28 protein-coding genes are annotated in these 25,892 nt (G+C 33.4%); 20 read left to right on the top strand and 8 right to left on the bottom strand.

The window, feature by feature from the left end; all coding sequences use genetic code 11:
• Positions 1-17 precede the first annotated feature (17 nt).
• The 3 genes from AC3ITQ_RS13790 (at position 18) to AC3ITQ_RS13780 (ending at position 2,221) form a co-directional block, all read left to right on the top strand.
• Positions 18-1,259, top strand: a complete 1,242-nt coding sequence (locus AC3ITQ_RS13790; RefSeq protein ID WP_489234771.1) for an ATP-binding cassette domain-containing protein — start codon at positions 18-20, stop codon at positions 1,257-1,259.
• A 5-nt stretch (positions 1,260-1,264) separates the two neighbouring features.
• On the top strand, positions 1,265-1,537 hold the full coding sequence (locus AC3ITQ_RS13785; RefSeq protein WP_489234770.1) for a hypothetical protein: 273 nt from the start codon (positions 1,265-1,267) through the stop codon (positions 1,535-1,537).
• Between the two features lie 69 nt (positions 1,538-1,606).
• A complete protein-coding gene (locus tag AC3ITQ_RS13780) occupies positions 1,607-2,221 on the top strand; it encodes a hypothetical protein (protein WP_489234769.1) in 615 nt (204 codons plus the stop codon).
• A 108-nt stretch (positions 2,222-2,329) separates the two neighbouring features.
• Here AC3ITQ_RS13780 and AC3ITQ_RS13775 read toward each other — a convergent pair whose 3' ends face one another.
• Positions 2,330-3,373: an RluA family pseudouridine synthase gene (locus AC3ITQ_RS13775; protein WP_489234768.1), complete on the bottom strand. Its 1,044-nt coding sequence runs from the start codon at positions 3,371-3,373 to the stop codon at positions 2,330-2,332.
• The gene (locus AC3ITQ_RS13770; RefSeq protein WP_489234767.1) at positions 3,363-3,986 is read right to left on the bottom strand and encodes a PASTA domain-containing protein; all 624 of its coding nucleotides are present in this window, start codon (positions 3,984-3,986) and stop codon (positions 3,363-3,365) included. Before AC3ITQ_RS13770 ends, AC3ITQ_RS13775 begins: the two co-directional genes overlap by 11 nt.
• A 487-nt stretch (positions 3,987-4,473) precedes the next feature.
• On the opposite strand from AC3ITQ_RS13770, the gene AC3ITQ_RS13765 reads away from it, so the two are divergent.
• From AC3ITQ_RS13765 to AC3ITQ_RS13740, 6 genes are all read left to right on the top strand, one after another.
• Positions 4,474-5,445, top strand: coding sequence for a D-alanine--D-alanine ligase (locus AC3ITQ_RS13765; RefSeq protein WP_489234766.1), 972 nt, complete (start codon positions 4,474-4,476; stop codon positions 5,443-5,445).
• Positions 5,446-5,572: 127 nt separating this feature from the next.
• The gene (locus tag AC3ITQ_RS13760; protein WP_489234765.1) at positions 5,573-6,265 is read left to right on the top strand and encodes a DUF421 domain-containing protein; all 693 of its coding nucleotides are present in this window, start codon (positions 5,573-5,575) and stop codon (positions 6,263-6,265) included.
• A gap of 26 nt (positions 6,266-6,291) precedes the next feature.
• Positions 6,292-6,942: a zinc ribbon domain-containing protein gene (locus AC3ITQ_RS13755; RefSeq protein WP_489234764.1), complete on the top strand. Its 651-nt coding sequence runs from the start codon at positions 6,292-6,294 to the stop codon at positions 6,940-6,942.
• Positions 6,943-6,995: 53 nt separating this feature from the next.
• On the top strand, positions 6,996-7,454 hold the full coding sequence (gene coaD / locus AC3ITQ_RS13750) for a pantetheine-phosphate adenylyltransferase (protein WP_026982220.1): 459 nt from the start codon (positions 6,996-6,998) through the stop codon (positions 7,452-7,454).
• A gap of 1 nt (position 7,455) precedes the next feature.
• Complete coding sequence (locus AC3ITQ_RS13745; protein WP_489234763.1) at positions 7,456-8,319, top strand: alpha/beta hydrolase; 864 nt, start codon at positions 7,456-7,458, stop codon at positions 8,317-8,319.
• Positions 8,320-8,407: 88 nt separating this feature from the next.
• Positions 8,408-8,986: a PhnA domain-containing protein gene (locus AC3ITQ_RS13740; protein WP_489234762.1), complete on the top strand. Its 579-nt coding sequence runs from the start codon at positions 8,408-8,410 to the stop codon at positions 8,984-8,986.
• 222 nt (positions 8,987-9,208) lie between these two features.
• Here AC3ITQ_RS13740 and AC3ITQ_RS13735 read toward each other — a convergent pair whose 3' ends face one another.
• Both AC3ITQ_RS13735 and AC3ITQ_RS13730 read right to left on the bottom strand, forming a co-directional pair.
• Entirely contained in the window at positions 9,209-9,658 is a 450-nt protein-coding gene (locus AC3ITQ_RS13735) for a hypothetical protein (RefSeq protein WP_489234761.1), read from the bottom strand.
• A gap of 347 nt (positions 9,659-10,005) precedes the next feature.
• Positions 10,006-11,355, bottom strand: coding sequence for a DEAD/DEAH box helicase (locus AC3ITQ_RS13730; RefSeq protein ID WP_489234760.1), 1,350 nt, complete (start codon positions 11,353-11,355; stop codon positions 10,006-10,008).
• Between the two features lie 338 nt (positions 11,356-11,693).
• Here AC3ITQ_RS13730 and AC3ITQ_RS13725 point away from each other — a divergent pair, with 338 nt between their 5' ends.
• A complete protein-coding gene (locus tag AC3ITQ_RS13725) occupies positions 11,694-13,421 on the top strand; it encodes a M14 family metallopeptidase (protein WP_489234759.1) in 1,728 nt (575 codons plus the stop codon).
• 646 nt (positions 13,422-14,067) lie between these two features.
• Here AC3ITQ_RS13725 and AC3ITQ_RS13720 read toward each other — a convergent pair.
• Together AC3ITQ_RS13720 and AC3ITQ_RS13715 are read right to left on the bottom strand one after the other, a co-directional pair.
• Positions 14,068-14,298: a DUF4287 domain-containing protein gene (locus tag AC3ITQ_RS13720; protein ID WP_489234758.1), complete on the bottom strand. Its 231-nt coding sequence runs from the start codon at positions 14,296-14,298 to the stop codon at positions 14,068-14,070.
• A gap of 176 nt (positions 14,299-14,474) precedes the next feature.
• Positions 14,475-15,086: an NUDIX hydrolase gene (locus AC3ITQ_RS13715; RefSeq protein WP_489234757.1), complete on the bottom strand. Its 612-nt coding sequence runs from the start codon at positions 15,084-15,086 to the stop codon at positions 14,475-14,477.
• Positions 15,087-15,093: 7 nt separating this feature from the next.
• Between AC3ITQ_RS13715 and pyrE the strand changes: the two genes are divergently transcribed.
• The 3 genes from pyrE to AC3ITQ_RS13700 all read left to right on the top strand — a co-directional run bounded on the left by pyrE (position 15,094) and on the right by AC3ITQ_RS13700 (position 17,235).
• The gene (pyrE, locus tag AC3ITQ_RS13710) at positions 15,094-15,738 is read left to right on the top strand and encodes an orotate phosphoribosyltransferase (protein ID WP_026982211.1); all 645 of its coding nucleotides are present in this window, start codon (positions 15,094-15,096) and stop codon (positions 15,736-15,738) included.
• 169 nt (positions 15,739-15,907) lie between these two features.
• Positions 15,908-16,300, top strand: coding sequence for an SRPBCC family protein (locus tag AC3ITQ_RS13705; RefSeq protein ID WP_489234756.1), 393 nt, complete (start codon positions 15,908-15,910; stop codon positions 16,298-16,300).
• Positions 16,301-16,578: 278 nt separating this feature from the next.
• The gene (locus AC3ITQ_RS13700; protein ID WP_489234755.1) at positions 16,579-17,235 is read left to right on the top strand and encodes a hypothetical protein; all 657 of its coding nucleotides are present in this window, start codon (positions 16,579-16,581) and stop codon (positions 17,233-17,235) included.
• Between the two features lie 67 nt (positions 17,236-17,302).
• Here the strand turns inward: AC3ITQ_RS13700 and AC3ITQ_RS13695 are convergent, their stop codons facing one another.
• Positions 17,303-18,043: a biotin--[acetyl-CoA-carboxylase] ligase gene (locus tag AC3ITQ_RS13695; RefSeq protein WP_489234754.1), complete on the bottom strand. Its 741-nt coding sequence runs from the start codon at positions 18,041-18,043 to the stop codon at positions 17,303-17,305.
• A 93-nt stretch (positions 18,044-18,136) separates the two neighbouring features.
• Between AC3ITQ_RS13695 and rsfS the strand changes: the two genes are divergently transcribed.
• The 7 genes from rsfS (at position 18,137) to AC3ITQ_RS13660 (ending at position 23,767) form a co-directional block, all read left to right on the top strand.
• Positions 18,137-18,508, top strand: a complete 372-nt coding sequence (gene rsfS, locus AC3ITQ_RS13690; RefSeq protein ID WP_007809313.1) for a ribosome silencing factor — start codon at positions 18,137-18,139, stop codon at positions 18,506-18,508.
• 15 nt (positions 18,509-18,523) lie between these two features.
• Positions 18,524-20,449, top strand: coding sequence for an ATP-dependent zinc metalloprotease FtsH (gene ftsH / locus AC3ITQ_RS13685; protein WP_072971201.1), 1,926 nt, complete (start codon positions 18,524-18,526; stop codon positions 20,447-20,449).
• A 113-nt stretch (positions 20,450-20,562) separates the two neighbouring features.
• Positions 20,563-21,171, top strand: coding sequence for a lactate utilization protein B/C (locus AC3ITQ_RS13680; protein ID WP_489234753.1), 609 nt, complete (start codon positions 20,563-20,565; stop codon positions 21,169-21,171).
• Position 21,172: 1 nt separating this feature from the next.
• Positions 21,173-22,063 (top strand): phosphatidate cytidylyltransferase, encoded by an 891-nt coding sequence (locus AC3ITQ_RS13675; protein WP_489234752.1) that lies wholly within the window; start codon positions 21,173-21,175, stop codon positions 22,061-22,063.
• Positions 22,053-22,706 (top strand): phosphatidylserine decarboxylase family protein, encoded by a 654-nt coding sequence (locus AC3ITQ_RS13670; RefSeq protein ID WP_375031877.1) that lies wholly within the window; start codon positions 22,053-22,055, stop codon positions 22,704-22,706. The genes AC3ITQ_RS13675 and AC3ITQ_RS13670 overlap by 11 nt, the downstream gene beginning before the upstream one ends.
• Positions 22,707-22,976, top strand: coding sequence for an acyl-CoA-binding protein (locus AC3ITQ_RS13665; protein WP_194655616.1), 270 nt, complete (start codon positions 22,707-22,709; stop codon positions 22,974-22,976). It begins immediately after the preceding gene.
• Between the two features lie 8 nt (positions 22,977-22,984).
• Complete coding sequence (locus tag AC3ITQ_RS13660) at positions 22,985-23,767, top strand: superoxide dismutase (RefSeq protein ID WP_489234751.1); 783 nt, start codon at positions 22,985-22,987, stop codon at positions 23,765-23,767.
• Positions 23,768-23,823: 56 nt separating this feature from the next.
• Here AC3ITQ_RS13660 and AC3ITQ_RS13655 read toward each other — a convergent pair whose 3' ends face one another.
• On the bottom strand, positions 23,824-25,695 hold the full coding sequence (locus tag AC3ITQ_RS13655) for an alpha-amylase family glycosyl hydrolase (RefSeq protein WP_489234750.1): 1,872 nt from the start codon (positions 25,693-25,695) through the stop codon (positions 23,824-23,826).
• Positions 25,696-25,892: the final 197 nt, after the last annotated feature.

Genomic DNA, 25,892 nt, shown 5'->3' with positions numbered 1-25,892 from the left:
TATTTTAAAATATAAAAATGCAGCATTGGGATATCCTTTTATCAAACTTAGTAAATAAAAAAGCCTTTATAGACATATTGCTTTCCGGCAGCGCCAAAGGAGAATTAGCCGTTTTTAACAATAAAAAAGGAATTTTATTTTCAGACATCGCCATTGAAAAATTCATCGAAAAAGAGTATCAGTATGATTCGGTAGAGGCTTCTCCGGAATCACACAGACAACTACGAACCTTTTCATCCGGCGAACGCAAAAAAGAATTTTTAAAATACTGCATCAACCAAAAACCGGATTTTATCATTTTTGATAATCCTTTTGATCATTTAGATCAGGCCTCAAGAGTCGTTCTAGCACAATCATTAGAAAAACTAACAGATGATATTGCCATTATTCAATTGGTAAATCGAGTTTCTGATGTTTTGGAATTTGTTCCCAACAAGGCACAAATCAAAGACAATTCCTTTGAATTACATCCGATTTCAAAAACCGAAAATCATTTTAAAACCTTAAATACAGCCGCAATTCCAAAAGCGATTGAACCGCATTCTTTCCACGAAAGTGTATTAATTAAAATGGAAAATGTTTCCGTTAGTTATGAGGAAAGAAAAATTCTGGACAATATTTCATGGACGATAAAACAAGGAGAATTCTGGCAACTAATTGGCCCCAATGGTTCCGGAAAAAGCACTATTTTATCTTTGATCACAGGCGATAACCCAAAAGGATTTGGTCAGGATTTATATTTATTCGGAAGAAAAAAAGGAACCGGAGAAAGCGTTTGGGACATCAAAAAGCAAATCGGAATCTTCGCTACTTCTATGACCGATTTATTTCAAAAAGCTCATACGCTGGAAGAAATGATTCTTTCCGGATTTTTCGATTCCATCGGACTTTATATTGAACCAACCACACACCAAAAACAAATTGTTTCGCAATGGCTTGAAGTTATTGAAATGACACATTTAAGAAAAAAACGTTTCATAGATCTTTCTATCGGTCAGCAAAGAGTTGGATTAATTGTTCGTGCCGTCTTAAAACATCCGCCTCTATTAATTTTAGATGAGCCTGTAGAAGGTTTAGACGACGAAAATGTAGATATGGTGATTCAATTGATCAACACCATAAAACAAGAAACAAACGTGAGTATTTTATACGTTTCACATCGTATTGAATCCGGCCTGGCTCCTACTTCTGTTTTTGAATTATTACCAGCATCAACGGGCTCAATCGGAAAAATAAAATACCACTCGGAGTTAAACTAAAAAGTATGGAAACTAAAGAACTGGAGAACATTATTAAAATTTGTAATAAAGCCACCAGACCACCTTGGAATTCTTTCATAGAAGGAAGAGATCACGAAAGCGGATCAAGTTTTATTATGACAGGAGACGAAAATGATAGAGATTATGATATAGAATTTTTTAATATTCGAAAAGATGATCAAGATTTTATCGTGATGTCAAGAAATGTTGTGCCTCAATTAGTAAGCGAAATTATACGTCTACAAAAAATATTAAAAGATAGTTCTATTTCATTTTAATTACATTTCAAGATGAAGTTTTGAGTTTTCTTATATTGATAAAATTCAGAGTCAAATTAAAACACATAAATGAAAATCAAATTAATAGCGCTATTTGCAATTACACAAATAGCAATTTCGTGTTCTACCACAATTTCAACAGCAAATAAAGAATACAAAATCACCAAAATTTCTAAGTTTAAATCAGATTGGGATTTTAATTCAAAAGAATGGTTGCTGCAAAAAGATACTATAATTGGAATTGGAGGCCCAATGCATTGGGGCGTTATAGAATCTAAAAAACAACTTCCCAAAAATTATGAAATCGATTTTAAAGTCAACATAACCAAAGAATCCTTATTTGAGGTAATGTTAAACATCGACAAAGAAAAATACATCCGAACGTATCTGTATCAAATCGATCAAAATATCGTAATTGGAAAAGGAGTTTACAGTAAAAACAGCGATGAATATGGTAAACGCGGCGGCCCAACTTTATTCAAAAAACCAATGAAGTTAGAAAACAACAAATGGTATTCAGTTAAAATAAGAGTTGCCAATAATCAATTGTACTTTTCAGTCAATAATGAAACTTTCTTAGAATGTTCCATCGAAAAAAGTAATCTAAGCGAAAAAGGAAAATTAGGTTTCTTAACCAACGGCGAAGCCAAAATAATAGACTTAACAATTAAAACGATTGAATAAATAGAAGTAAAACACAAATTCCACTAATTTACACGAAATTAATCAGTGTAAATTAGTGGAATTTGTGTTTAAGAAATTATCTAATTTTCTAATTGACAAATTATCAAATTAATTCTCTTCCTCTTCCGTATTATGCGATTTCACATAATTACGCCATTTCTCAATACAATCCTGAAAATCCTGAGGCAGTTCCGTATCAAAACGCATCATTTCGCCTGTATTCGGATGCACAAAACCAAGTGTTTTGGCATGCAAAGCCTGACGTGGCAATGCTTTGAAACAGTTCTCAATAAACTGTTTGTATTTAGTAAACGTAGTTCCTTTCAAAATCAAATGACCACCGTAACGTTCGTCATTAAACAACGGATGCCCAATATGTTTCATATGCGCACGAATCTGGTGTGTTCTTCCGGTTTCTAATCTGCAGGAAATCAAAGTCACATAACCAAAACGCTCCAAAACTTTATAATGTGTTATTGCCGGTTTTCCAATTTCAGGATCAGCAAAAACAGCCATTTGCATGCGGTCTTTTAAGTGTCTGGCAAGATTTCCTTCAATCGTACCTTCCTCTTCTGTAACATTCCCCCAAACAAGGGCAATATATTCTCGTTCAGAAGTTTTGGCTTCAAATTGTTTTGCCAAATGTGTCATGGCCGCTTCCGTTTTAGCCACAACCAAAAGTCCGGATGTATCTTTGTCAATTCGGTGTACCAATCCCGGACGTTCACTGCTGTTCATTGGCAAATTATCAAAATGATGTGCCAAAGCATTTACCAACGTTCCAGTGTAATTTCCGTGACCCGGATGTACTACCATTCCCGGCTCTTTGTTAATCAATAACAAAGCATCGTCTTCATAAACAATATTCAACGGAAGATCTTCCGGAAGAATATGGTTTTCAAATGGCGGATGCGATAACATAACCGTTACAACATCAAATGGTTTTACTTTATAATTTGATTTTACGGGAATATCATTTACAAAAATGTTTCCTTCAGTAGCGGCGTTCTGAATCTTATTTCGCGTCGCATTCTGAATCAAATTCATTAAATATTTGTCAATACGTAAAAACGCCTGACCTTTAGGGACTTCAAATCTGAAATGCTCGAATAATTCGTCTTCCAGATCTAAATTTTCAATATTATTGTTCATCTTTTGGGGTTTCTGTCTCAGGCACTGCTAAACTATCTGTTGCCTGACTATCATCTACATACGTTGCTTTTCCATCTCCTAAAACTAAGTCGATTTTAGAAGCTTTTAGCACGCGGTCTCCTACTTTTAAGTTTCTTCCTTTATAACGCATCTCCAAAACCATATCTTTTCCAAGGTTCGGAATATAAGTAATCGTCCCTGCTTCAAGACCTAAAGCCTTCAAAGTCGGAACCGCTTCACGATACGTTTTCTCAATTAAATCAGGGATTTTAACTGATGAAAATCCTGAAGAATTAATTTTAATATATATTTTTCTTCCCACTTTTACTTTCGTTCCCGGCAACGGATCTTGCTCAACAACACTGTATTTTGGGAACTGACTTCTATAATCCACACTATCCAAAAGCACGTAATCTAAGTCTAATTCGTCCAATTTCTCTTCAACTTGTTCTTCAGTTAATTTTGCTAAATTCGGAACCTCAATTTCATGTCCGTGATCAGTTGTAAAAGTCAACCAATGCATAAACAAATAACCTAAAACAGCAATAATAGCAAACGCTATTAAAATTTGCACGAAAAAAACCCGGCTTGTTAAATACTGACGTAAACTCATAAATTTATTTTTATTAGTCGCAAAGATAAAGCTATTTCGTTTCAAAAAAAATGATAATTTTGTTTTAAGTAAGATTAGTAATATCATACTGCTAATGTTACTTAAATTGTACATTTTTGGAATTTGGAATTTCAATTTTGGAATTTCAATTATTAGGAGCTATTTCCCGCTTTCGGCTATATCTTTTTTAAGGCGAAGAAAAATCGCCTCAAAAAAGGATACCGCCTCTATCGGGGCTAGGGCACTCTTTTTCAAAAGAAGATTTCTCTTCTGTCATTTCGACGAAGGAGAAATCACATCCAGAGAGTAACGCACTGAATTGACGCAGCAAACGGAGCTTCTAGTGTGATTTCTCCTTCGTCGAAATGACAAACAGAATGGAGGAATTAGTGAACATTATTGCAATTGCTTCGTCCGTTCGCTATCGCTCGGGTCGTGGCAAAACTTGAAACGTGAAACAAAATAAAACTTTAAACAAAAATATATAATGAAAAATATTGCCATTATCATGGGCGGGTATTCAAGCGAATATAAAATTTCTCTTATTTCAGGAAACGTCGTTCATCAATATCTTGACAAAACAAAATACAACGGATTCCGAATTCATATTTTTAAGGAAAAATGGGTTTATGTAGACGAAAACAACGCCGAATTTGCCATTGATAAAAATGATTTTTCTGTAACTGTAAACGATCAAAAAATCACTTTTGATTGTGTTTTCAACGCAATTCACGGAACTCCGGGCGAAGACGGATTAATGCAGGCGTATTTTGAATTATTAGGAATTCCACAATCATCTTGCGATTATTACCAATCAGCATTAACTTTCAATAAACGTGATTTATTATCGGTTTTAAAGCCATACGGAATCAAAACCGCTATCTCTTATTATCTAAATAAAGGTGATGTAATTGATACTGCAGAAATCGTTAAAAAAGTGGGTCTGCCATGTTTCGTAAAACCAAACAAAGCAGGTTCAAGTTTCGGAATTTCAAAAGTAAAATCAGAAGCTGAATTACCAATTGCGATTGAAGTGGCTTATAAAGAAGATAATGAAATCATCATCGAAAGTTTTCTTGACGGAACAGAAGTTTCTGTCGGCGTAATCAATTACAAAGGAGAAATTAAAGTATTGCCAATTACCGAAATTGTTTCAGACAATGATTTCTTCGATTATGAAGCTAAATACGAAGGAAAATCACAGGAAATCACACCAGCCAGAATTTCAGACGAATTAACACAGAAAGTAGGTGAAACTGCAAAACGTGCCTACGAAGTTTTAAAAATGAAAGGATTCTCAAGAAGTGAATTCATCATCGTAGACAACGAACCTTACATGCTTGAAATGAACACTATTCCAGGTTTAACAACTGAAAGTTTAATTCCGCAACAAGCCAAAGCAGCCGGAATTTCTCTGGAAGATTTGTTCACAAACGCAATCGAGCTAGCGCTCGCATAAGTTACTAAGATACTAAGGTTCTGAGATGCAAAGATTTCAGAACCTTTTTTACATAAAAACAATTTATCTGGTTTCCAAAAAAACCTTTGAACCTTTGCCACTCTGAACCTTTGAACCTCAAAAAGAAATGAAAGAAATCTTCGAATGGAATAGATTATTTTACAATGATTTGCCGGCAAATTTTGCCTTAGAAGTTGTATTTCGTTCTACTGTCATGTTTATCATTTTATTGCTGACTTTAAAGTTAGCAGGAAAACGAGGTGTAAAACAATTATCCGTTTTTGAAACTGTAATTATCATTGCATTAGGTTCTGCAGCAGGAGATCCAATGTTCTATGAAGATGTCGGTATTATTCCCGCAGCAATAGTTTTCATGGTAATTATTATTTTATATCGTTCCGTAACCTGGCTGACAGGAAAAAGCAAAAAGTTCGAAGAATTTATTGAAGGAAAAACAGAATGCCTTATTCAGGATGGTAAGTTTTCGATCTCCACTTTTAAAAAAGAAAGTCTGGCGCAAGATGAATTTTTCTCTGAATTACGCATCAAATCTATCGAACATTTAGGACAGATAAAACATGCTTTTATAGAAACCAGCGGAGAAATCAGTGTGTTTTTCTATGAAGATAAAGAGGTGAAATATGGTTTACCTATTCTACCGGGCTTATTTAACGACAAAAGTAAAAACATATTAAATGAAGGTGTGCACGCCTGCACTTTTTGCGGCCATACCGAAGAACAAAAAACAGGAACCGCAAAATGTAAAGTTTGCCACAAAGACGAATGGGTTCCGGCAATCAAAACACTTAGAATAACGTAAACTTAATTACTTTAATAAAATAATTTATGCTATTTCTAATTGGAACTCGGGATTCAAATGTAAAAAATGGAGTCATTTTAAATGAAAAATGCCCAAAATGTAAATCGGAAAACGAGTTACATTTCAGCATTTATAGAAAGTACACTCATATAACTTTAATTCCTTTATTTCCTGTTGGAAAATCTGTTTTTATCAGATGTAATCATTGTCAAGAGAACTTTGATTATGAAGATTTATCTGAAAGGGCGCAACTTCAACTTCGAAATGAAAAATTAGACAATTCAATTTGGATGTTTTCCGGTTCCGCTGTTTTAGCTTTATTCCTTATTTTTACAATCAATAATTATTTTAATCAAAAAGATGAAACCCGTATTTTGATAAAAAATCCAGTTGAAGGCGATATTTATAATTTAAAGCTACCAAATGGTTATTATTCAAATATGAGAATTGACAAAGTAACTAAAGATAGCATTTACACAACAAATAATGATTTTGATGCCTATTTACCGTATGAAGCAGATGATTTGGATAAAGCTGAAAATTATTCTAACAGAAAGGTCTCTTATTCAAAAACGGCGTTATTAAGACTTTATGAAAATGATGAAATCATAAAAATAAAACGAAGTGAGTATCCTATGGAACCACAGAAATCAGAATATTTTCCAATAACAAAATAAAAAAGCCTTTGCGCCTTTGTGCCTTTGCAGCTTTGAACCTTAAAAAAGAAAAAATGCGAAAAGCCATATTTCCAGGATCATTTGACCCTATCACACTTGGTCACGAAGATATTATCAAAAGAGGAATTTCACTTTTTGACGAAATCGTAATTGCCATTGGTGTCAATGCCGAAAAAAAATACATGTTTTCACTTGAAGAAAGAAAGCAATTTATTGAAGAAACTTTCAAAGATGAACCAAAAATCTCCGTTATCACTTATGAAGGATTGACCATAGATTTAGCGCATAAGGAAAAAGCGCATTTCATTTTAAGAGGTTTGCGTAACCCAGCCGATTTCGAATTCGAAAAAGCGATTGCACATACTAACAGACGCCTTTCTAAAATTGAAACTGTGTTTTTATTGACTGCCGCAAGAACATCTTATATCAGTTCAAGTATTGTTCGTGATGTATTACGAAATGGCGGTGAGTATGAAATGCTGGTTCCGGATGCGGTTAGGGTTAAAAAGTAAAATGGCAGATAACAAAATTTGTTTAATTTCTAAGATTATACTTTTAAGTTTGATGTTACTCCCAGTAAAAAGATTAATGGCTCAGAAGAGTTATGACTTTGGGAAAGAAATCCAAAATGCCGACCAATATAATTTCGAAGAAATAAACTTTATTGATTCAGAAGATAATACTAAATTAAGTGGAACTTTAATATTCCCCAAAACGGAATATTCAAAAATTGTCGTTATTGTACCCGGCAGTGGAAATGATACCCGCAATTCGCATTATATCTTAGCCGAAGAATTATTAAAAAATGGAATAGCAGTTTATCGTTTTGATGACAGAGGGGTTGGGAAATCAGGCGGAGAAGTTAATTTTAGTGTTGATCAAATTATAAAAGATCTTTATTATGCTTTAGATAATATTCAAAAAAATAATAGTTTATCTAAAAAAGAAATTGGTGTTTTAGGTCATAGTTTAGGTGGAATTGCAACCATAGATGCTTATCAGGAAGGACTAAAAATAGATTTTTTAATCTTGATGGCAACACCAATAGAAAAATTCCGTAAATTTAATCAACCTCAATATAGTTCAAAAACTAATCCCGAAATTAAGGTAAGTACCAAAACGCTTTTTCAAAATTTACAGATCCCAATGCTTTTTATTGCAGGTACAAATGATAGTTTTTTTCATTGCGAAAAAACAGCAGCACTAGTAAATGCTTTAAACAATAAAAACATCGAAGTCAAAACTCTAAGCGGATTAAATCATTTTCTGAAAGCTGATACTGATGCCTGGAAAAAAACAAAAGAATTTGATACATTGTATCAAATAGATAATAAGGCTGTAAATGATATAGTGAACTGGATAACAAACCTTAAATAGACTGTAATTTTATTATAATCTAAAAAACATAAACTTGCAAGCGAAAGCAATTATAAGTAATTTCGCATCTTTAAAACAAACAGAAATAATGAGCATCGAAAGAGAATTGAACAAACGAAGCGGATCTAAATGTGAACTTTGTGGCGCTGAAGAGAATCTAAAAGTATATCAGGTATTACCAACTAAAAAAGGCGGACTTGACGAAAGTATATTAGCTTGTAGTACTTGTATTGACCAAATTGAAAACCCGGATAATGTTGATCTAAATCATTGGAGATGCTTGAATGACAGTATGTGGAACGAGAATATTGCGGTACAAGTGGTTGCATGGAGAATGTTAAGCCGTATGCGCGCTGCAGGATGGCCTCAGGAATTGCTAGACATGATTTATTTAGATGAAGATACTTTGGCCTGGGCACAAGCAACTGGCGAAGGCGAAGATGACGAAAACAAATTGGTTCACCGTGACAGCAATGGCGTTATTTTAGAACACGGAGATTCTGTAGTTTTAATCAAAGACTTAAAAGTAAAAGGATCAAGCATGGTTGCTAAACAAGGAACGGCAGTTAGAAACATCCGTTTAGACCACGAAAACGCTGAATACATTGAAGGAAAAGTAGATGGTCAGCAAATTGTGATTATTACGCAGTACGTGAAGAAAATATAACCTATGAAGGTTCAAAGGTACAGAGTAACAAAGGTTCAAAGGTTTACAACTTGACACGAGACTTTAGTCGAATTGGCGAAGCAAACTAAAAAAATCTGAAACTTGAAAACAAACAAAAAAGGCTATTCAAATTTGAATAGCCTTTTTTTTATTGTATTTAAAATTTCATGAAAAAGGTTTAACTTGAAACAAATAAAACCTGAAACCTGAAACTAAAAAAAATTATTTTTGGAATAATTTATTGATTTGATCTTTTACGAATGGCTCAGAAACATTGCTTGTTGCTGAAGAAGCTTCTTTGCTTGAAACCATAAACTGCACTGTAGCTTTCTCAGGAGTAACACTTCCTGTGTAATGCAACCAAATATAATTGTTTGGCAATTCTAATTTAATATCATATAATGGGCTTGCACCAAAACCATTCATGATAATATTATAAAGACTTGCGTAATCGTTATTAACGTTTTTAAACGTAAATTTTCTCAAAGATGAACCTTCTTCATCGTCGTTCTGAATACTTGTGTAGTATACAGTGTATTCATCTCCGATTTTTTGAATGTAGTTGTTGTTTACTTTTCCTAATTTCTCAACCGGAACAGTTTCAAGAACTTTAATTTGTGCGAAAGAGACAACACTTAACAATAAAACGGCAATCGTAATAATTCTTTTCATAATTAATTTGGGGTTTATTATTTACTAGTACAATAAACGCAGAAATTATGATAAAATAAAGTGTTAGCGGTTAATTTATTAACAAAAGATTAAGATTGTTGTTTAAAATCATTTTTTGCTAGTAAAAACAACAAATTAAAATATTGAAAATCAACAAATTAATCAAGACATAAACATATAAAAGACCATAGAAAACAACTTAAAATCCCGATTTTACAGACCTCAAAAAGATTAAAAAAAGAAAAAATTTTACTACAAAAATGACTAAAAATCCATGCGTAGGTTTTCAATTTTATATCCCTTTAACCTCAAAAAAAGCTGAAACGAGACACCAGAAACAAAAAACCTTACCTTTCCTCTTCCTTCTTCACTACTTTTCTGGCAACCTCAATTTTAAATTTCTTGCCTTTCATTTTTTCATCTTTTATGTTTTTCAACAGGTCTTTTACTTTATTGTAACGTACTGCTGCAAACGAAATGAAGTCTTTTACCTCAATCAATCCTAAATCACCTTTTTCCAATTTTCCCTTTTGAGAAAAGAAACCAACAATATCAATCTTATTCAGTTTTGTTTTCTTTCCACCACTAATGTAGATGGTTTGGTATTCTGGAGGTTTTGGTAATGTTGTAGTATTCTCGACTTTTAAAACTTCCATTCCGTAGTCGATATAATCCAGTTTCTTTTCACTTTCGTGAATGATAATATAAGCTGTTCCTGAAGCCTGCATACGTGCTGTACGCCCATTACGATGGGTAAACTCGTCTTCTTTTAAGGGTAAATGATAATGAATAACGTGTTTCATTTCAGGAATATCTAATCCACGTGCCGCTAAATCGGTGGTGATTAAATAGCTCATACTTCCGTTTCTAAACTGAATCAAAGCGCGCTCACGTTCATCCTGATCCATTCCACCATGATAATAGGTAGCATAGATTCCCTTTTCGTTTAGAGTATCACTGATACGTTCTGCAGCATCACGGTGATTACAAAATATAATAGCCGATTGTGATTTCAACGAACAAATCAAATTGAATAAACTATCTAACTTATCTTTTGCTGGCGAAACCACCATCTTCATGGAAAGATTTGCTTTTTCTTCTTCTTCCGGAATAAAGTCTAAAACCGTCGGATTAACTACTCTTGTATATCTCGGAATTTCAATATCTGAAGTTGCTGAAACTAAAACTCGCTTGTTCAGTTTATTCAATTTTCCAATGATATAAGACATTTGCTCATGGAAACCTAATTGCAACGATTTGTCAAATTCGTCTAAAATTAAAGTCTGAATTTTATCTGTACGGAAAGTATCTCTGTCGATATGATCGGCAATTCTACCCGGAGTTCCAATTAAAACCGCTGGCGGATTGCTTAAATTCTTGATTTCAGTATCTATGGAGTGCCCACCGTAGCAAATATTCACTTTGTATTGCGTTCCCATTTTTTTCCAAACCTGCTCAATTTGCAGACCTAATTCGCGCGAAGGCACAAGAATTAAACATTGAACTGAAAGAATTTCAGGCTGTAATAATTCTAAAACCGGAAGCAAAAAAGCCAGTGTTTTTCCTGATCCTGTTGGAGAAAGCAGTAAAACATTGTTATCGTTTAAAATTGCGTCTTGCGCAACTTCTTGCATTTCGTTTAGGCTTTCAATTCCTAAATTCGAAAGTATGTTGTTGGAATGGTGTTTTTTATTCATTTTGCAAAAGTAGGTAAAAAAAGTTGTTTGCTACGCCAATTCGGCAAAAGCCTCGTGTCAGGTTTTCTTTGTTTCAGGTTTCAGGTTTTCTAAACTTTGTCTATAATTATTACCGCAAAGTTTACAAAGGTTTTTTAAATAGATTGTGTTTCTAATGTGTTGACAAACACAAAGTTCGCAAAGCTTTGTGAACTTTGCGTATCCCGATAGCTATCGGGATTGCACTCTTTGCGGTAAATGTCAAAGTTGCTCTATTCTCACTTCAACTTGAAACTTGAAACAAGAAAAACTTGAAACTAATTTTTTCTATATTTGATTTCTATTAAAACCCCAAATTCATGAAACTTTTTACCATTTTCATTTCACTTTTCACAATAACAGCTTTCGCTCAAAACAATAAAAAATACGATACCTTTTTTGAGAAAGGAAACGGAAATCAATCGGCTTCGTATGAGGAAACGATTAAGTACTTTAAACTTTTAGCCAATGATTTTCCGACGATTCAAATTAAGGAAATGGGATTGACAGATTCTGGTGAACCGTTGCACATGGTAACTTTTAATCCTGACAAGGAATTTGATTTTGATAAAATACAAAAAAATAAAGCAGTACTTTTCATTAATAATGGCATACACGCTGGAGAGCCTGATGGAATCGATGCGACGATGCAATTCTACAGAGATTTGGCAATTGGTAAAATGAAAGCGCCTAAAAACACGGTTTTAGTTTGCATTCCGGTTTATAATATTGGTGGAGCTTTAAATCGAAATTCTACAACACGTGCTAATCAGGACGGGCCAGAAGTTTACGGTTTTAGAGGGAATGCCCGAAACTATGATTTGAATCGTGATTTAATGAAATCAGATACGCGAAATACAAAAAGTTTTGTGGAGATTTTCCAAAAAATAAATGCTGATGTTTTTATTGATAATCATGTGAGTAATGGTTCTGACTATCAATACAAACTAACTTATATCATGACACAGCATAATAAATTAGGAACTGTTTTGGGTGATTATATGAACGATGTAATGATGCCGGCTTTGGTAAAAGATTTACAGCAAAAGAAAATCGAAACGACGCCTTATGTCGATTCATTTAAGGATGCGCCGGACAAAGGTTTTGGACAGTTTGTTGACAGTCCGCGATATACAACGGGTTATACTTCTTTGTTCAATACCATTGGATTTGTAGTTGAAACACATATGCTGAAAAAATATGCCGAACGTGTAAAAATGACTTACGAATACATGAAATCCACTATGGATTTTACTGATGCCAATTATCAAAAAATCAAAGAATTGCGCGTAAAAAACCTAGAGCAATATCAGCCTAAAAAATCATATACTTTAAAATGGGAACTGGACAGCACAAAAGCCACGACTTTTTCGTTTTTAGGATATGAAGCAGGATACAAAAAAAGTGATGCTACATCAGGCGATCGCTTGTATTACGATCGTAGTAAACCCTATAAAAAAGACGTACCTTATATCAAAGAATTCAAATCACTAAAAGACGTTGTTATTCCATCTGCTTATATCATTCCGCGTGGTTATTGGAATATAATTGAGCTGCTGAAGAACAATAATATCTCATTTACACAAATAAAAAATGATACCATTATTGAGGTGGAAAGTTATAGAATTGCCGATTTCAAAACGTTCACAAATGCTTACGAAGGACATTATTTACACTACAATACGAAAGTAATTTCTAAAAACGTAAAAATGACTTTTGCCAAAGGTGACTATCTTGTTTCAACAAAACAGAAAGGTGTAAAATATCTCGTAGAAGCTTTTGAACCAGAAGGCGTTGATTCTTTCTTTAACTGGAATTTCTTTGATCCGATTCTACAGCAAAAAGAGCATTATTCAGAATATATTTTTGAAGATACAGCTGCCAAATTGCTAAAAGATAATCCACAACTAAAAGCCGAATTAGAAACCAAAAAACAAAACGATCGTGAATTCGCCAAAAACGCTGAAGCACAATTAAACTGGATATATAAAAATTCTGTTTATTATGAAAAGGCGCATATGCAGTATCCTGTTTATCGCTTGCTTTAAATTTAACCGCAAAGTTCGCAAAGGAGTTTATTTTTTAGTGTGTTGAAAAAACTCTAAGATCGCAAAGCTGTTCGTTAAAATCTTTGTAAATAAATAGAGGATTAAAAATGATTAGAAAAATACTAAGCCCAATAATAATTTCAGTAATTCAAATTGTTGTTTTAGTAATAATTCATGACAGTTTAAATCATTTCTACCCAATACAACATAGATCAGTTGGATTTGGGTTGACTCTTTTTTTAACCGGAATTATTTTTATGCTCTGCATTCTTGCATTTAATTTTTATCTGGAATTTTTTAAACGAAATTTGTATTGGATTGCATTCTGGCTTTTAATTCTGACTAGCATTTTACCATTATCAGCATTTAATGAAAGACCTTTAAGAAGTTCGTTTTTAATTCTGCTCGCTTTATTCGGATTTTTATCTTCTTTAATTTTGAGTAAATGGAGAATGAAAATTAATATGAAAACTGAAACAAACTTTTGAAAATAGTTCGCGTGAGGGATAGGAGCTAGCTACCGAAGTAGCGTGGATAGCCCGACAGCATCCCGATAAGTGGGCGTATGTACGCAAAGTAATTTGCCCACTTATCGGGATGGTGGCACGCCCTAATTATGTATACGATAAATAATAAATTGAATTAATTATTGACTATTCTCGTCTTTTATACCTTTAAGCAAAGCATAAATTGCCATTGCATGTCCCTGACCTAGGTCAAAATCTTCTTTAAGCCAAGTGACGATATCTCCAGCTTTCACATCAGGTTTAAGTTTTCCGTCTTGTGTGAAGCTTTTTAGTTCTGCCAAAGTCCTGAATTCAGCCGGACCATTACCAGTCTTTTCCTTTATTGTTTTTAAATATCCCTGAAATGACATAACAATATCTATTAGTTGGTTAATCTATATGTACGAAAATACAAATAAAAATTTAGATTTACTAAACAACTAATTATTCAATTCCAAAGTACCGGGACTAAGTTTTATCTATATTCTATGTTCTATATTCTTACCTCTTCCTTCTTGCTTCTTGCTTCTTGATTCTCGCTTCTCCCCTACTCTTCAACAGAAATCTTACTCTCTTCTTCAAAAAGTAATTTGATATTTTCGTACGAGTTTTTCAACGCTTCTTTGATTTGTTCCGGATTTAGCCAGGCCACTTTTTCGATACCTTCTTCGATTTGACCTTGCGGGGTTCCTTCGAAATCAGAAAACATCTCGAACCAATGTGTGATTTTAAGCTTGTATTTTCCATTACGTTTAAAAACGTGATAGGTTTTCTGGAGCTTATTTACGATTCGGAGTTTTCCTACGCCGGTTTCTTCTTCAACTTCGCGCATCGCAGTGTCTTCAATTTCTTCCCCTTTTTCAATTCCACCTTTTGGTAAATCCCATTTTCCGTTTCTGAAAATGAATAAAACTTCTCCATTTTTATTGTACACAAAGCCTCCTCCCGCTTTACTAACAGGGATTTTAGCCTTGAGAGTCTTCATAATCTCTCTTTCGTCGGGATGATATAAGTAAGCCTTTTGAATTTTATTTTGAAAAATTTTCACTATAAGCTGTTCAATATCAATACTCTCCAACAGGAACAATTGAAAATTAGTCTCTCTTGAGATTTCATTTGTCAAAAAAAGTGGTTTGTCGTTCACAAAAACTTTATACATTTGTATTATGATTTTTAATAAAGATACTGCCGAAAAAACAGCCGAATTGCTTTTGCAAATAAATGCAATTAAATTGAATCCAGAAAATCCTTTTACATGGGCTTCTGGATGGAAATCGCCTATTTATTGTGATAATAGGTTAATTCTTTCATTTCCGATCATCCGAAATTACGTCCGTGATGAATTTGCGAAAAACATTGAAAAACAATTTGGAAAACCAGATGTTATTGCCGGTGTTGCCACTGGAGCTATTGGAATTGGAATTCTTGTTGCTGAAAGCCTTGGATTGCCATTTGTTTATGTGCGTCCGGAAGCTAAAAAACACGGAAGACAAAACCAGGTTGAAGGTTTTTTACAAAAAGGACAAAATGTAGTTGTCGTTGAAGATTTAATTAGTACCGGAAACAGCAGTTTGATGGCTGTTGAAGCTTTACGCAATGAAGGTGCTAATATTAAAGGGATGGCAGCGATTTTCACCTACGGCTTTGGTGTTGCCGAAGAAAACTTTAAAAGCGCAAATATTGACTTGTACACACTAAGCAATTACGAAAACCTGTTGGAATTAGCGGTTCAGAAACAATATATTACAGAAGAGCAACAATCTACTTTACAAGAATGGAACGCAATTCCATCAACCTGGGGACAGGATTAATTTTAGATTTTAGATTTTACTCAAAAATCGCTTCGCTCTTTTAGAATTTGGAATTTAAAAAATTGAAATTTATTTGAAGAAAGCTTTGCGAACTTTGATCTTATAAAGCCTGCACTATAAAAAAAACCTTTGCGCCCTTTGCGGTTAAAAAAAAAATAAAGAATAAAATATGAACTTAGAAAGTCCAAAAGTTACTGTTCAGAAATCAGCTCAAGATCTATTTGATCAATTATCTGATGTTAAGAATTTTGAAAAATTAATGCCGGATAATATCGCTAAATTTGAAGTGATTGGCGAAGATGCTTTTATTTTTGGATTGAAAGGTATGCCGGAAATAAAACTTAAAATGAAGGAAAAAACAGCACCAAGCAAAATTGTTTTGGGAGCTGCAAGCGATAAACTTCCTTTTACTTTGGTTTCAAACATTGACAGCGTTTCAGATTCATCAAGTGAAGTGCAACTTTTCTTTGAAGGAGAATTCAACGCAATGATGGCCATGATGATCAAAGGACCAATTAGTAAATTCATTGAAACCCTAGCTAACAATATGACTAAATTGTAATTGTTAATTATAAATTATTAGTTGTTAATTCGCTATTTACATAAAACTTAAAGCCTGATCTTATGATTGGGCTTTTTTTTGTTGCCACGAAGGCACTAAGACACAAAGTTTTTTTTAGAATAATCTCGCGAAGTCGCAAAGTTTAATTTTCTTTGTGTCTTAGCGACTTTGCGGCAAAACCCTCATTTCATCCTTAAAAAACAACACTTCAGAACTATAAATTATTCCAGACTGAATTATTAATCGAAGTTTGATCCATAAAACTAACACAAACTAAAATGGAAACAACGATTAAGATTTTAATTTACACTCACGCTTTTTTTGGAGGAATTGGTTTAATGACCGGAATTGGAAGTGTTTTGGTAAAAAAAGGAAGTTCATTGCATAAAAAAATGGGAAAATTATTCTCCATCGGAATGATTACAAGCTGTCTTATCTCACTTCCAATTTGCTGGCTTCCTGGTCACCAAAATATATTTTTATTTCTGATTGGATTATTTACTATTTATCTTGTCATCTCGGGAAACAGGACTTCTTCTTTCAAACACAAATTAAAAGCCGATTTCATTGACAAATTAATTTCAGGAAGTATGTTGTTCTTTTCCGCAACAATGATTTCTATCGGATTATACTGCCAGTTAAATGCAATTGAAAACGGCATATTATTTACTTTCTTCGGTGGATTTGGGTTTTATATGACTGTAAAAGATTTTATGTTTTTTAAAGATCCTTCTGAATTCAGAAAAAAATGGCTTTCCAAACACATTGGAAAAATGGTTGGCGCCTTGATAGCTTCAATTACGGCTTTTATAGTAGCCGGAATGGGAATTGGGAATTTAATTTCCTGGATACTGCCTTCCATTCTCGGGACAATTTACATTCTATATTGGAATAGAAAAATAGCTCCAAAAAAAGAAAATCTGGTAAAAGTGTAATCTGCCACGAAGGCACAAAGTTTTCAAAACCTCAGAACCTTAGTAACTCAGAATCTCAGAACCTTTTTTAATAAAGCATTTGAACTTCTTTAATATCAAACTCAGAAACAGAATCATCTTCAAGCAGAATTTGTATTTTCCCGACAGAAGAAACGCCTTGAATTATTCCCATGAAGTTTTGCCCGAATGCTTCCGTATTAAGGTTTTTAAAAGGCATTGGAATACCTTTTCGGAATAACGAATTAAAATATTCGCTCCAGAAAACAGCTGAATTTGACTCCCATGAATCTATTTTTTGCTGGATTTTTTCGATAATTAAAGCCGGTAATAATTCTTTGTTAAAAGTATGTCCTAAAATAACTGCCAAGGAAGAAGCATTTGGCAATTCTTCAAAATTTGTTTGATTTACATTTAGTCCTAATCCAACTACTGACACGATCCTGCCATCGCTTTTGATGGTATTTTCGATTAGTATGCCACCAATCTTTTTATTGTATGACATAATGTCGTTAGGCCATTTTATACTTAAATCAGGAATATTTAATGATTTTAAAGCATCAATTACGGATAAGGAAACGATTAAACTCAAATTAAAAACCTTTTCATTATCATAAAGAAAATCCTTGACCAAGGCACTCATAATTAAGTTTTTACCTGATTCTGACTCCCACTTCGCCCCCATTTGCCCCTTGCCTTTTGTCTGATTTTCAGCTGTTACCACAGTAAAATTATCAAGTTCGTCCTTGCTTGATAATGCCTTAAGAAAGTCGTTTGTCGAATCTATGGCATCGAGTTTGATTAGTTTCATTCAAGTAATTTAAATAACTTAATTTAATATTTTGTTAAGGTTCAAAAATAATCACAAATTTTGGTAACTTTACAAATTCATATAAAATAATTCATGGCGAAAAAGACTATTAATAATGATGTTCTACTGGCGAACATAATAAAGGGGATTGAAGAAGTAAAAGGAAATGATATTGATATTCTTGACTTAAGAGAAATAGACACGGCTGTTTGTGACTATTTTGTCATTTGCAACGGAAGCTCTAACACTCAGGTTAACGCCATTGTAAACTCAATCCAAAAAACAGTATCTAAAGATTTAAAAGATAAACCGTGGCATGTAGAAGGAACCGATAACGCGGAATGGGTTCTTATGGATTATGTGCACATCGTGGTACATGTTTTCCAAAAACACATTCGTGAATACTATAATATCGAAAGCCTTTGGGGTGACGCCAAAATAACTACAATCGAAAACAAATACTAAAGAAAATTTTTTCTAATGGCTAAAGATAATAATCCAAATCCGAGTAAATTTAAAATAAGTCCCTGGTTAATATATACTGCAATACTTTTAGTTTTTTTATTTATAAGTTTTGCAACTGGAGGATCTAACTTAAGCGAACCTGCTCAATTAACTTCTTCTAAATTCAATGTTTTATTAGAAAAAGGTCAAATTGAAAAAGTGATCGTTTATAATAAAGCTGAAGCAGAAGTTTATTTAACTGCGGCTGCTCTTAAAGATGCAGCTAATAAAAAGGTAGCAAAGGACATGTTTGACAGAGTAAACAAAGGTCCACACTATACTTTAGAAATTGGTAACGACCAGATTTTTCAAACTAAACTTGAAAAAGCGGTTGGCGAAGGCAAACTGAAAGATTTTAATTTCTTGCAGAAAAACAATTGGAGCGACATTTTAATCAGTCTGCTTCCAATCATCATCATTATTGGTGTATGGATTTTCATTATGCGTAAAATGTCAGGCGGCGCTGGTGGCGGTGGCGGACAAATTTTCAACATTGGAAAATCGAAAGCTAAATTATTTGATGAAAAAACAGATATCAAAACAACATTTAAAGATGTTGCTGGTTTAGAAGGTGCAAAAGAAGAAATACAAGAAATTGTAGAATTCCTGAAAAACCCTGAAAAATATACGAATCTTGGAGGTAAAATTCCGAAAGGAGCCTTACTTGTAGGGCCTCCTGGAACTGGTAAAACTTTACTAGCTAAAGCTGTTGCCGGTGAAGCACAGGTACCTTTCTTCTCATTATCAGGTTCTGATTTCGTGGAGATGTTTGTAGGAGTTGGTGCTTCGCGTGTTCGTGACTTATTCAAACAAGCAAAAGAAAAATCGCCTGCTATCATTTTCATCGATGAGATTGATGCTGTTGGTAGAGCGCGAGGAAAAAGCAATATGTCAGGAGGAAATGATGAAAGAGAAAATACCTTGAACCAATTATTGACAGAAATGGATGGTTTTGGTACAAACTCTAATGTAATCGTTTTGGCTGCAACTAACAGAGCTGATGTTCTTGACAAAGCTTTAATGCGTGCCGGACGTTTCGACAGACAAATTTTTGTTGACTTACCAGACATTCGCGAAAGAGCTGAAATCTTTAAAGTTCACTTAGCTCCTATCAAAAAAATCGAAGGTCTTGATTTAGATTTCTTAGCAAAACAAACTCCAGGATTCTCTGGTGCTGATATTGCAAACGTTTGCAACGAAGCTGCCTTAATTGCTGCACGTAACAATAAAACTGCAGTTGACAGACAAGATTTCCTTGATGCTGTTGACAGAATCATTGGTGGTCTTGAAAAGAAAAACAAAATTATTACTCCGGAAGAAAAAAGAGCAATCGCGATTCACGAAGCTGGACACGCTACTGTAAGCTGGATGTTAGAGCATGCTGCACCACTTATTAAAGTAACTATTGTACCTCGTGGACAAAGTTTAGGAGCTGCATGGTACTTACCAGAAGAAAGACAAATCGTTAGAACAGATCAAATGTTAGACGAAATGTGCGCAACTATGGGAGGAAGAGCTGCTGAAAAAGTAACTTTTGACAGAATTTCCACTGGTGCATTAAGCGATTTAGAAAAAGTTACACGTCAGGCTCGTGCGATGGTTACAATTTACGGTTTGAATGAAAAAATCGGAAACGTTACTTATTATGACTCAAGCGGACAAAGTGAATACAACTTCTCTAAACCGTATTCTGATGAAACTGCAAAAGTTATTGACAAAGAAATTTCAGAATTAATTGAAGGTCAATACCAAAGAGCAATTCAAATCTTAGAAGAGAACAAAGACAAGTTAAATCAGCTTGCTGATATACTAATTGAAAAAGAAGTTATTTTTAAAGATGACTTAGAAACAATTTTCGGAAAACGTACTTTTGATAAAAATTTAGAAGAAGTGGTTTCGTAAATTATTCAGAAATATGTAATATTTTTTAAAATCTTAATTCAAAATAGCCTTTTGAATTAAGATTTTTTTATCTTTGAACGTTTTCAATTAACATGTAAAGTATTTCATATAAAATGAATTTTTTCAAAAAAATATTTGGTTCTAGCGACGCCGCATCTGACGAAGAACATGAAAGCGAATATGGAGGAGGAAATCCAATTCCGAATAGTCATTTATCTCTTGACGAACAATTCATTTTCAATTTCAAGAAAAATGGTGGTAAATTTTTGTATTGTGAAAACAAACAAGAAGTTGCAGAACAATTTGAAAATATTTTAGAAGAGAACGATTGGTTCGAAAACGAAGTTTTATGTTATGAACCAGGTCTTTTTCATTTGTTAGAAGAGAACAAACTTATTTATATTTCCCCAAGAGCTCCTAAATTTTTATTAGCTTCTTGTGAAAACCTTATAGCCGATGAAGGTTCGATTTTGTTTTCATCTAAACAAATCAGACAGGACAAACCAAATGAATTGCCGGCAAATATCGTTATCATTGCCACTACCAGTCAGATCCTACCAATGAAAAGTGATGGATTAAGTGCTATTAAGCGAAAATACGAAAGAGACTACCCTACCAATATTACTACAATAAAATATTTCGAAAAAGCAAAAGAGGAAGATTTTACTCAATACGGAAGCGTTGCAAAAAATCTTTATTTACTGCTTCTAGAAGACCTTTAAGATGAACGAAACACTCAAGAGAACCATTTCTGGTGCTGTTTATATCGCTTTATTATTAACTGCAATTCTGTTTTCTACTGAAAGCTTTATTATCCTTTTTGGTCTTTTCTTAATAATTACAATTTACGAATTTTGCAATTTAGTTAATCTTAACAAAGTGTTTTCCATTCTTTTTGGAATTCTGTTATACGGGACAATTTTGTTAGTCAGTCATTATAACAAAGAGACCACTTCGTATTTAAACACTACATTCAATTCAGACTTAATTTTAAATACTAATATCCAGCAATTAGATCTCGTGTTGCTGGCTGTAACATTAGTTATCGCTATAAAATGCATTTTATTTTTGTTTTATGACAATATTCAGAGTGTCAGTACATCTTCAAAATATTTATATTTATTAGGATACATTGTCCTACCATTTATATTTATTGTTAAAATTTCTTTTGGTACCAATGATTATAATCCAAAAATTATTCTTGGTTTATTCATCTTAATCTGGACCAATGATACTTTTGCTTATCTTGTTGGAAAATCGATGGGAAAACATAAATTATTTGAACGTGTTTCTCCTAAAAAAACTATTGAAGGTTTTATTGGCGGAGTTGTTTTTGCCGCTTTTGCAGGATTTTTAATTTCGAAATTATACATTCAGCCAAAACCTGAATTTAGTAGTAAATCAATTCTAATCTGGACTATAATCGCTTTAATTGTAAGTATTTTTGGCACCATTGGAGATTTGATTGAATCAAAATTTAAAAGAATTGCCGGTGTCAAGGACAGCGGTTCCATAATGCCAGGCCATGGAGGTATCTTAGATCGACTAGATAGTGTTATATTTGTAGCACCAATTATATTTTTATTTTATCAAATTTTATATTATGTTTCATAAAGAGGGAGGCCCATCCATTTTATTAGGTACTGTTTTTGCAGTTGCTGTACTTTTAATTGCTGACAAATTCATTGATATTAGTTGGTTAAGAATTTTAGTTCAAATAGCTGGATTAGCTGTATTGATTATTATTCTGCAATTTTTCAGAAATCCAAAAAGAATCGCAATCAGAAACAGCGATCACATTCTTGCTCCGGTTGATGGAAAAGTTGTGGTTATTGAAGAAGTTTATGAAGGTGAATTTTTTAAAGACAAACGTTTACAGGTTTCTATTTTTATGTCACCAATAAACGTACACGTTACGCGTTATGCTATGGACGGAATTATCAAATTCAGTAAATATCATCCGGGCAAGTTTTTGGTTGCATGGCATCCAAAAGCAAGTGAAGAAAACGAAAGAACCACTGTTGTTATTGAAAACGAGACTTTTGGTCAGATACTATACAGACAAATTGCCGGTGCATTAGCGCGTAGAATTGTAAACTATGCACAAGAAGGAATGCAGGTTGTTCAGGGTACTGATGCAGGTTTCATAAAATTTGGTTCAAGAGTAGATTTATTTTTACCTTTAGGTACCCAAATTAATGTAGAATTGAATCAAAAAGCAATTGGTGGAAAAACCATTATCGCTACAAAAGCATAAATGACCAAAAAAGATTTAGATACTCGTTTCTCAGAGGCTGTAGAAACTGCTTTAAAAATGACTCAGTCCTCACTGCCACAAGATGTGCAGCTAAGACTGTATGCTTATTATAAACAGGCTACTTTTGGCACAGCAGTATACAACCAATCTGAGAACTTTGATTTACGTGATGCATTTAAAACAAATGCATGGATGCAAATTAGTCATATATCCATTGATGAAGCAAAGGAAAATTACATTGAAATCATAAATTCTTTAACATCAAAATAAATTACATTATGAAGAAAAATTTTATTCGCTTTGGCATTTTAACTTCATTCTTCGTATTATTTTCTTGTAATGATAGTAATAAATTAACCGAAGTTGTTGAAGTTCCTCTACCAACAAAAGAAGAGAAAATAACAATTGGAACACCTGAAGAAGTAAAAGCCGATCCAGGTTCATTTGAACTTACAAAATTGACTTTTCCTTATGATGGATTAGCACCTGACATACGTTCTCTAACTTTAGAAACCCATTATTCGAAACATTATTTAACTTACACCAATAATTTAAATAAGGAAATTGTTTCGACAGAATTTGAAAACATGCCAATTGAAAATATTCTGAAAAAAATGGATCTTAGTAATGCTAAGCTTCGTCAAAACGCGGGAGGATATTACAATCATACCATGTATTTTAATCTTTTGACACCAAAAGAACAAACACCTAAAGACACTTTAGCTGGTTCTATCAATAAAGAATTTGGTTCTTTTAATAATTTAACGAACCAATTTAAAGCTATGGCCACCAAACAATTTGGTTCAGGATGGGTTTGGTTAGTTGTTGACAGATATGGAAAACTTCAAATAACCCTTACAGGAGATCAGGATAATCCATTAATGAAAAACGCCTTGATTCCCGGAACTCCAATAATGGGAATTGATTTATGGGAACATGCTTATTATTTAGATTACCAAAATAGAAAAGGAACTTATATTGATGCTTTTTACAAACATGTTAATTGGGAAAAGGTAAACGAAAATTATAAAGAGGCTTTAAAGAAAGTCAAAAAAGTATAAAACGAAAAAGCTGATACAATATGTATCAGCTTTTTTTATATCTTCTATTTCAAACCTTATTTCAATTCATAAATAAACGACTCTGAGGGGCCAATTTTTACTTTTACAGTTCCTTCTCCATTATTCACTTTTAACTGCACTACATTCTTTTGATACAACTGATCTGTCAAATGGTACCCTCCATCTTTTAAATTCCATTTTAAAATAACATCAGAAGGAACTTTTAATTCAAATTCACTTGTTTTTTCAGAAGAGAAGTTCACAACAACAATTAGTTTTTGTTTTCCGGACCAACGCACATAAGAATAAATAGAGTCGTCATAACCTGCATTGTTCTGACGGTTTGTAGATTGAATTTCCTGAAAACTTCCCATCAAAGCTGAACTATTAATTGAAAAGTTCAATAATCGTTTGTAAAAATCACGTAAATTTTTCTGTAAATCAGAAAGTTGTCCTCCATCAAATTTCCCTTCATTCATCCAGCGTTGGTGATTTGGCACTCCTATATAATCAAAAATAGAAGTTCTGGAATGTGTTCCGAAACCTGCATTTTCATTTCCGGCCTCTCCTACTTCCTGACCAAAATAAACCATTGTTGGTGATGTACTTATTGTAGTTGAAACAACCATTAAAGGTTTTCCTCGTTCTGGTGTTCCTGCAAATTCAGGACTTGCCAAACGTTGCTCATCATGATTATCCAAAAAATGAAGCATATGATGCTCAATATCTGACATTCCCTTTTGAATATCTGATAAACCGTCTGGTGATGATTTTCCTTTTATGACATCTTTCAACTTATCGTAAGTTTCTACTTTATCATATAAATAATCCATCTTTCCTAAACGAATATAATTACGATATTCATTTGGATTGTAAACTTCTGCCAACAAAAAAGCATTTGGATTTTTCATCTTAATAGCGGAATTCATATAGCTCCAGAACTCGTATGGAACCATTTCGGCCATATCATAACGAAAACCGTCAACCCCTTTTGCTGTCCAGTACAAAGCAATAGATTTAAACTTTTTCCATGAATCAGGCACATCTTTATCCTGCCAAAAAGCAAAATGTTCCTGATAAGATTTTTGATCAAATCCAGCCGGAATTTCAGGAAAGTCTTTCGAACCATCCGGACGAATTCCATAGTTGACTTTTACAGTTTCGTACCAATCATTTTGGTCCGGTTTCACTTTTCTGGAACCATTACCTGTCCATTTTGCAGGATTCTCATCAAAGACACCATCAACTAATGGATTCTTTTCACCATTTAATGGGACATCTCCATCCGGGATTTGAAAATGTTCTTTTGGTATGTAGTAGAAATTATTATCTCTTTTATACTCCACATTTACATCATCATCAGCCCCAAAATCCTTCACCCCTTCCGGATTACTTTTCCCTTCATACTTTCGTGCAATATGATTGGGTACAATATCAATAATAAGCTTCAAACCTACTTTGTGTGTACGAGTAATTAATGCTTCAAATTCCTGTAATCGATTTGCAGGATTTACAGCTAAATCAGGATTTACATTATAATAATCTTTAACCGCGTAAGGTGACCCTGCACGACCTTTTACTACTTCAGGATCATCATTTGAAATTCCATAAGCGGTATAATCCCTAACCAATGCATGGTGAGGAACGCCGGTGTACCAAATATAGGTGACTCCTAAATCTTTGATTTCATGAAGTGCAATATCAGTAAAATCATTAAACTTTCCGACTCCATTTTCTTCAATGGTTCCCCAGGGTTTGTTCGTTGTCTTTTTATTTCCAAATAAGCGTGTAAAAACCTGATACACTACAATTTTCTTCTCTGTAGCAATTTCTTCTTTAGACGTATTCATTTTCAAATCTTTTGTTTTACATGCCGAAAACAGCACGGTTACAGCCATTCCTGCAACTATAATTTTTTTATTTATCATACTCTTATTTATAATATGATCTTTTTTTTGAGCTTTAATAAATTACTTCTTCTAAAAAACCATTTTCTAAATTTAATGTAATTTTTAAAACTCAAAAGAAAGTCATTTTAACTTCTAATCAAAAAACCAAACTACAACGTAATAGTTCTCCGTTTTGTTGGTAACTTAAAAAGAGACCATTTTTTATGATTTAAAGA

Source organism: Flavobacterium sp. KH_001, from assembly GCF_057840745.1.
This window is presented reverse-complemented; position numbering and strand designations above follow the sequence as displayed.

Coding starts and splice junctions, on each gene's coding strand:
- AC3ITQ_RS13705 (WP_489234756.1), top strand. CDS start 15,908: ATGAACTTAGAAAGTCCAAAAGTTACTGTTCAGAAATCAGCTCAAGAT.
- AC3ITQ_RS13735 (WP_489234761.1), bottom strand. CDS start 9,658: ATGAAAAGAATTATTACGATTGCCGTTTTATTGTTAAGTGTTGTCTCT.
- AC3ITQ_RS13695 (WP_489234754.1), bottom strand. CDS start 18,043: ATGAAACTAATCAAACTCGATGCCATAGATTCGACAAACGACTTTCTT.
- AC3ITQ_RS13780 (WP_489234769.1), top strand. CDS start 1,607: ATGAAAATCAAATTAATAGCGCTATTTGCAATTACACAAATAGCAATT.
- AC3ITQ_RS13665 (WP_194655616.1), top strand. CDS start 22,707: ATGACCAAAAAAGATTTAGATACTCGTTTCTCAGAGGCTGTAGAAACT.
- AC3ITQ_RS13700 (WP_489234755.1), top strand. CDS start 16,579: ATGGAAACAACGATTAAGATTTTAATTTACACTCACGCTTTTTTTGGA.
- AC3ITQ_RS13715 (WP_489234757.1), bottom strand. CDS start 15,086: ATGTATAAAGTTTTTGTGAACGACAAACCACTTTTTTTGACAAATGAA.
- AC3ITQ_RS13670 (WP_375031877.1), top strand. CDS start 22,053: ATGTTTCATAAAGAGGGAGGCCCATCCATTTTATTAGGTACTGTTTTT.
- AC3ITQ_RS13790 (WP_489234771.1), top strand. CDS start 18: ATGCAGCATTGGGATATCCTTTTATCAAACTTAGTAAATAAAAAAGCC.
- AC3ITQ_RS13765 (WP_489234766.1), top strand. CDS start 4,474: ATGAAAAATATTGCCATTATCATGGGCGGGTATTCAAGCGAATATAAA.
- AC3ITQ_RS13745 (WP_489234763.1), top strand. CDS start 7,456: ATGGCAGATAACAAAATTTGTTTAATTTCTAAGATTATACTTTTAAGT.
- AC3ITQ_RS13675 (WP_489234752.1), top strand. CDS start 21,173: ATGAACGAAACACTCAAGAGAACCATTTCTGGTGCTGTTTATATCGCT.
- AC3ITQ_RS13740 (WP_489234762.1), top strand. CDS start 8,408: ATGAGCATCGAAAGAGAATTGAACAAACGAAGCGGATCTAAATGTGAA.
- ftsH (WP_072971201.1), top strand. CDS start 18,524: ATGGCTAAAGATAATAATCCAAATCCGAGTAAATTTAAAATAAGTCCC.
- AC3ITQ_RS13760 (WP_489234765.1), top strand. CDS start 5,573: ATGAAAGAAATCTTCGAATGGAATAGATTATTTTACAATGATTTGCCG.
- AC3ITQ_RS13660 (WP_489234751.1), top strand. CDS start 22,985: ATGAAGAAAAATTTTATTCGCTTTGGCATTTTAACTTCATTCTTCGTA.
- AC3ITQ_RS13785 (WP_489234770.1), top strand. CDS start 1,265: ATGGAAACTAAAGAACTGGAGAACATTATTAAAATTTGTAATAAAGCC.
- AC3ITQ_RS13775 (WP_489234768.1), bottom strand. CDS start 3,373: ATGAACAATAATATTGAAAATTTAGATCTGGAAGACGAATTATTCGAG.
- coaD (WP_026982220.1), top strand. CDS start 6,996: ATGCGAAAAGCCATATTTCCAGGATCATTTGACCCTATCACACTTGGT.
- AC3ITQ_RS13655 (WP_489234750.1), bottom strand. CDS start 25,695: ATGATAAATAAAAAAATTATAGTTGCAGGAATGGCTGTAACCGTGCTG.
- AC3ITQ_RS13770 (WP_489234767.1), bottom strand. CDS start 3,986: ATGAGTTTACGTCAGTATTTAACAAGCCGGGTTTTTTTCGTGCAAATT.
- AC3ITQ_RS13680 (WP_489234753.1), top strand. CDS start 20,563: ATGAATTTTTTCAAAAAAATATTTGGTTCTAGCGACGCCGCATCTGAC.
- AC3ITQ_RS13755 (WP_489234764.1), top strand. CDS start 6,292: ATGCTATTTCTAATTGGAACTCGGGATTCAAATGTAAAAAATGGAGTC.
- AC3ITQ_RS13725 (WP_489234759.1), top strand. CDS start 11,694: ATGAAACTTTTTACCATTTTCATTTCACTTTTCACAATAACAGCTTTC.
- rsfS (WP_007809313.1), top strand. CDS start 18,137: ATGGCGAAAAAGACTATTAATAATGATGTTCTACTGGCGAACATAATA.
- pyrE (WP_026982211.1), top strand. CDS start 15,094: ATGATTTTTAATAAAGATACTGCCGAAAAAACAGCCGAATTGCTTTTG.
- AC3ITQ_RS13730 (WP_489234760.1), bottom strand. CDS start 11,355: ATGAATAAAAAACACCATTCCAACAACATACTTTCGAATTTAGGAATT.
- AC3ITQ_RS13720 (WP_489234758.1), bottom strand. CDS start 14,298: ATGTCATTTCAGGGATATTTAAAAACAATAAAGGAAAAGACTGGTAAT.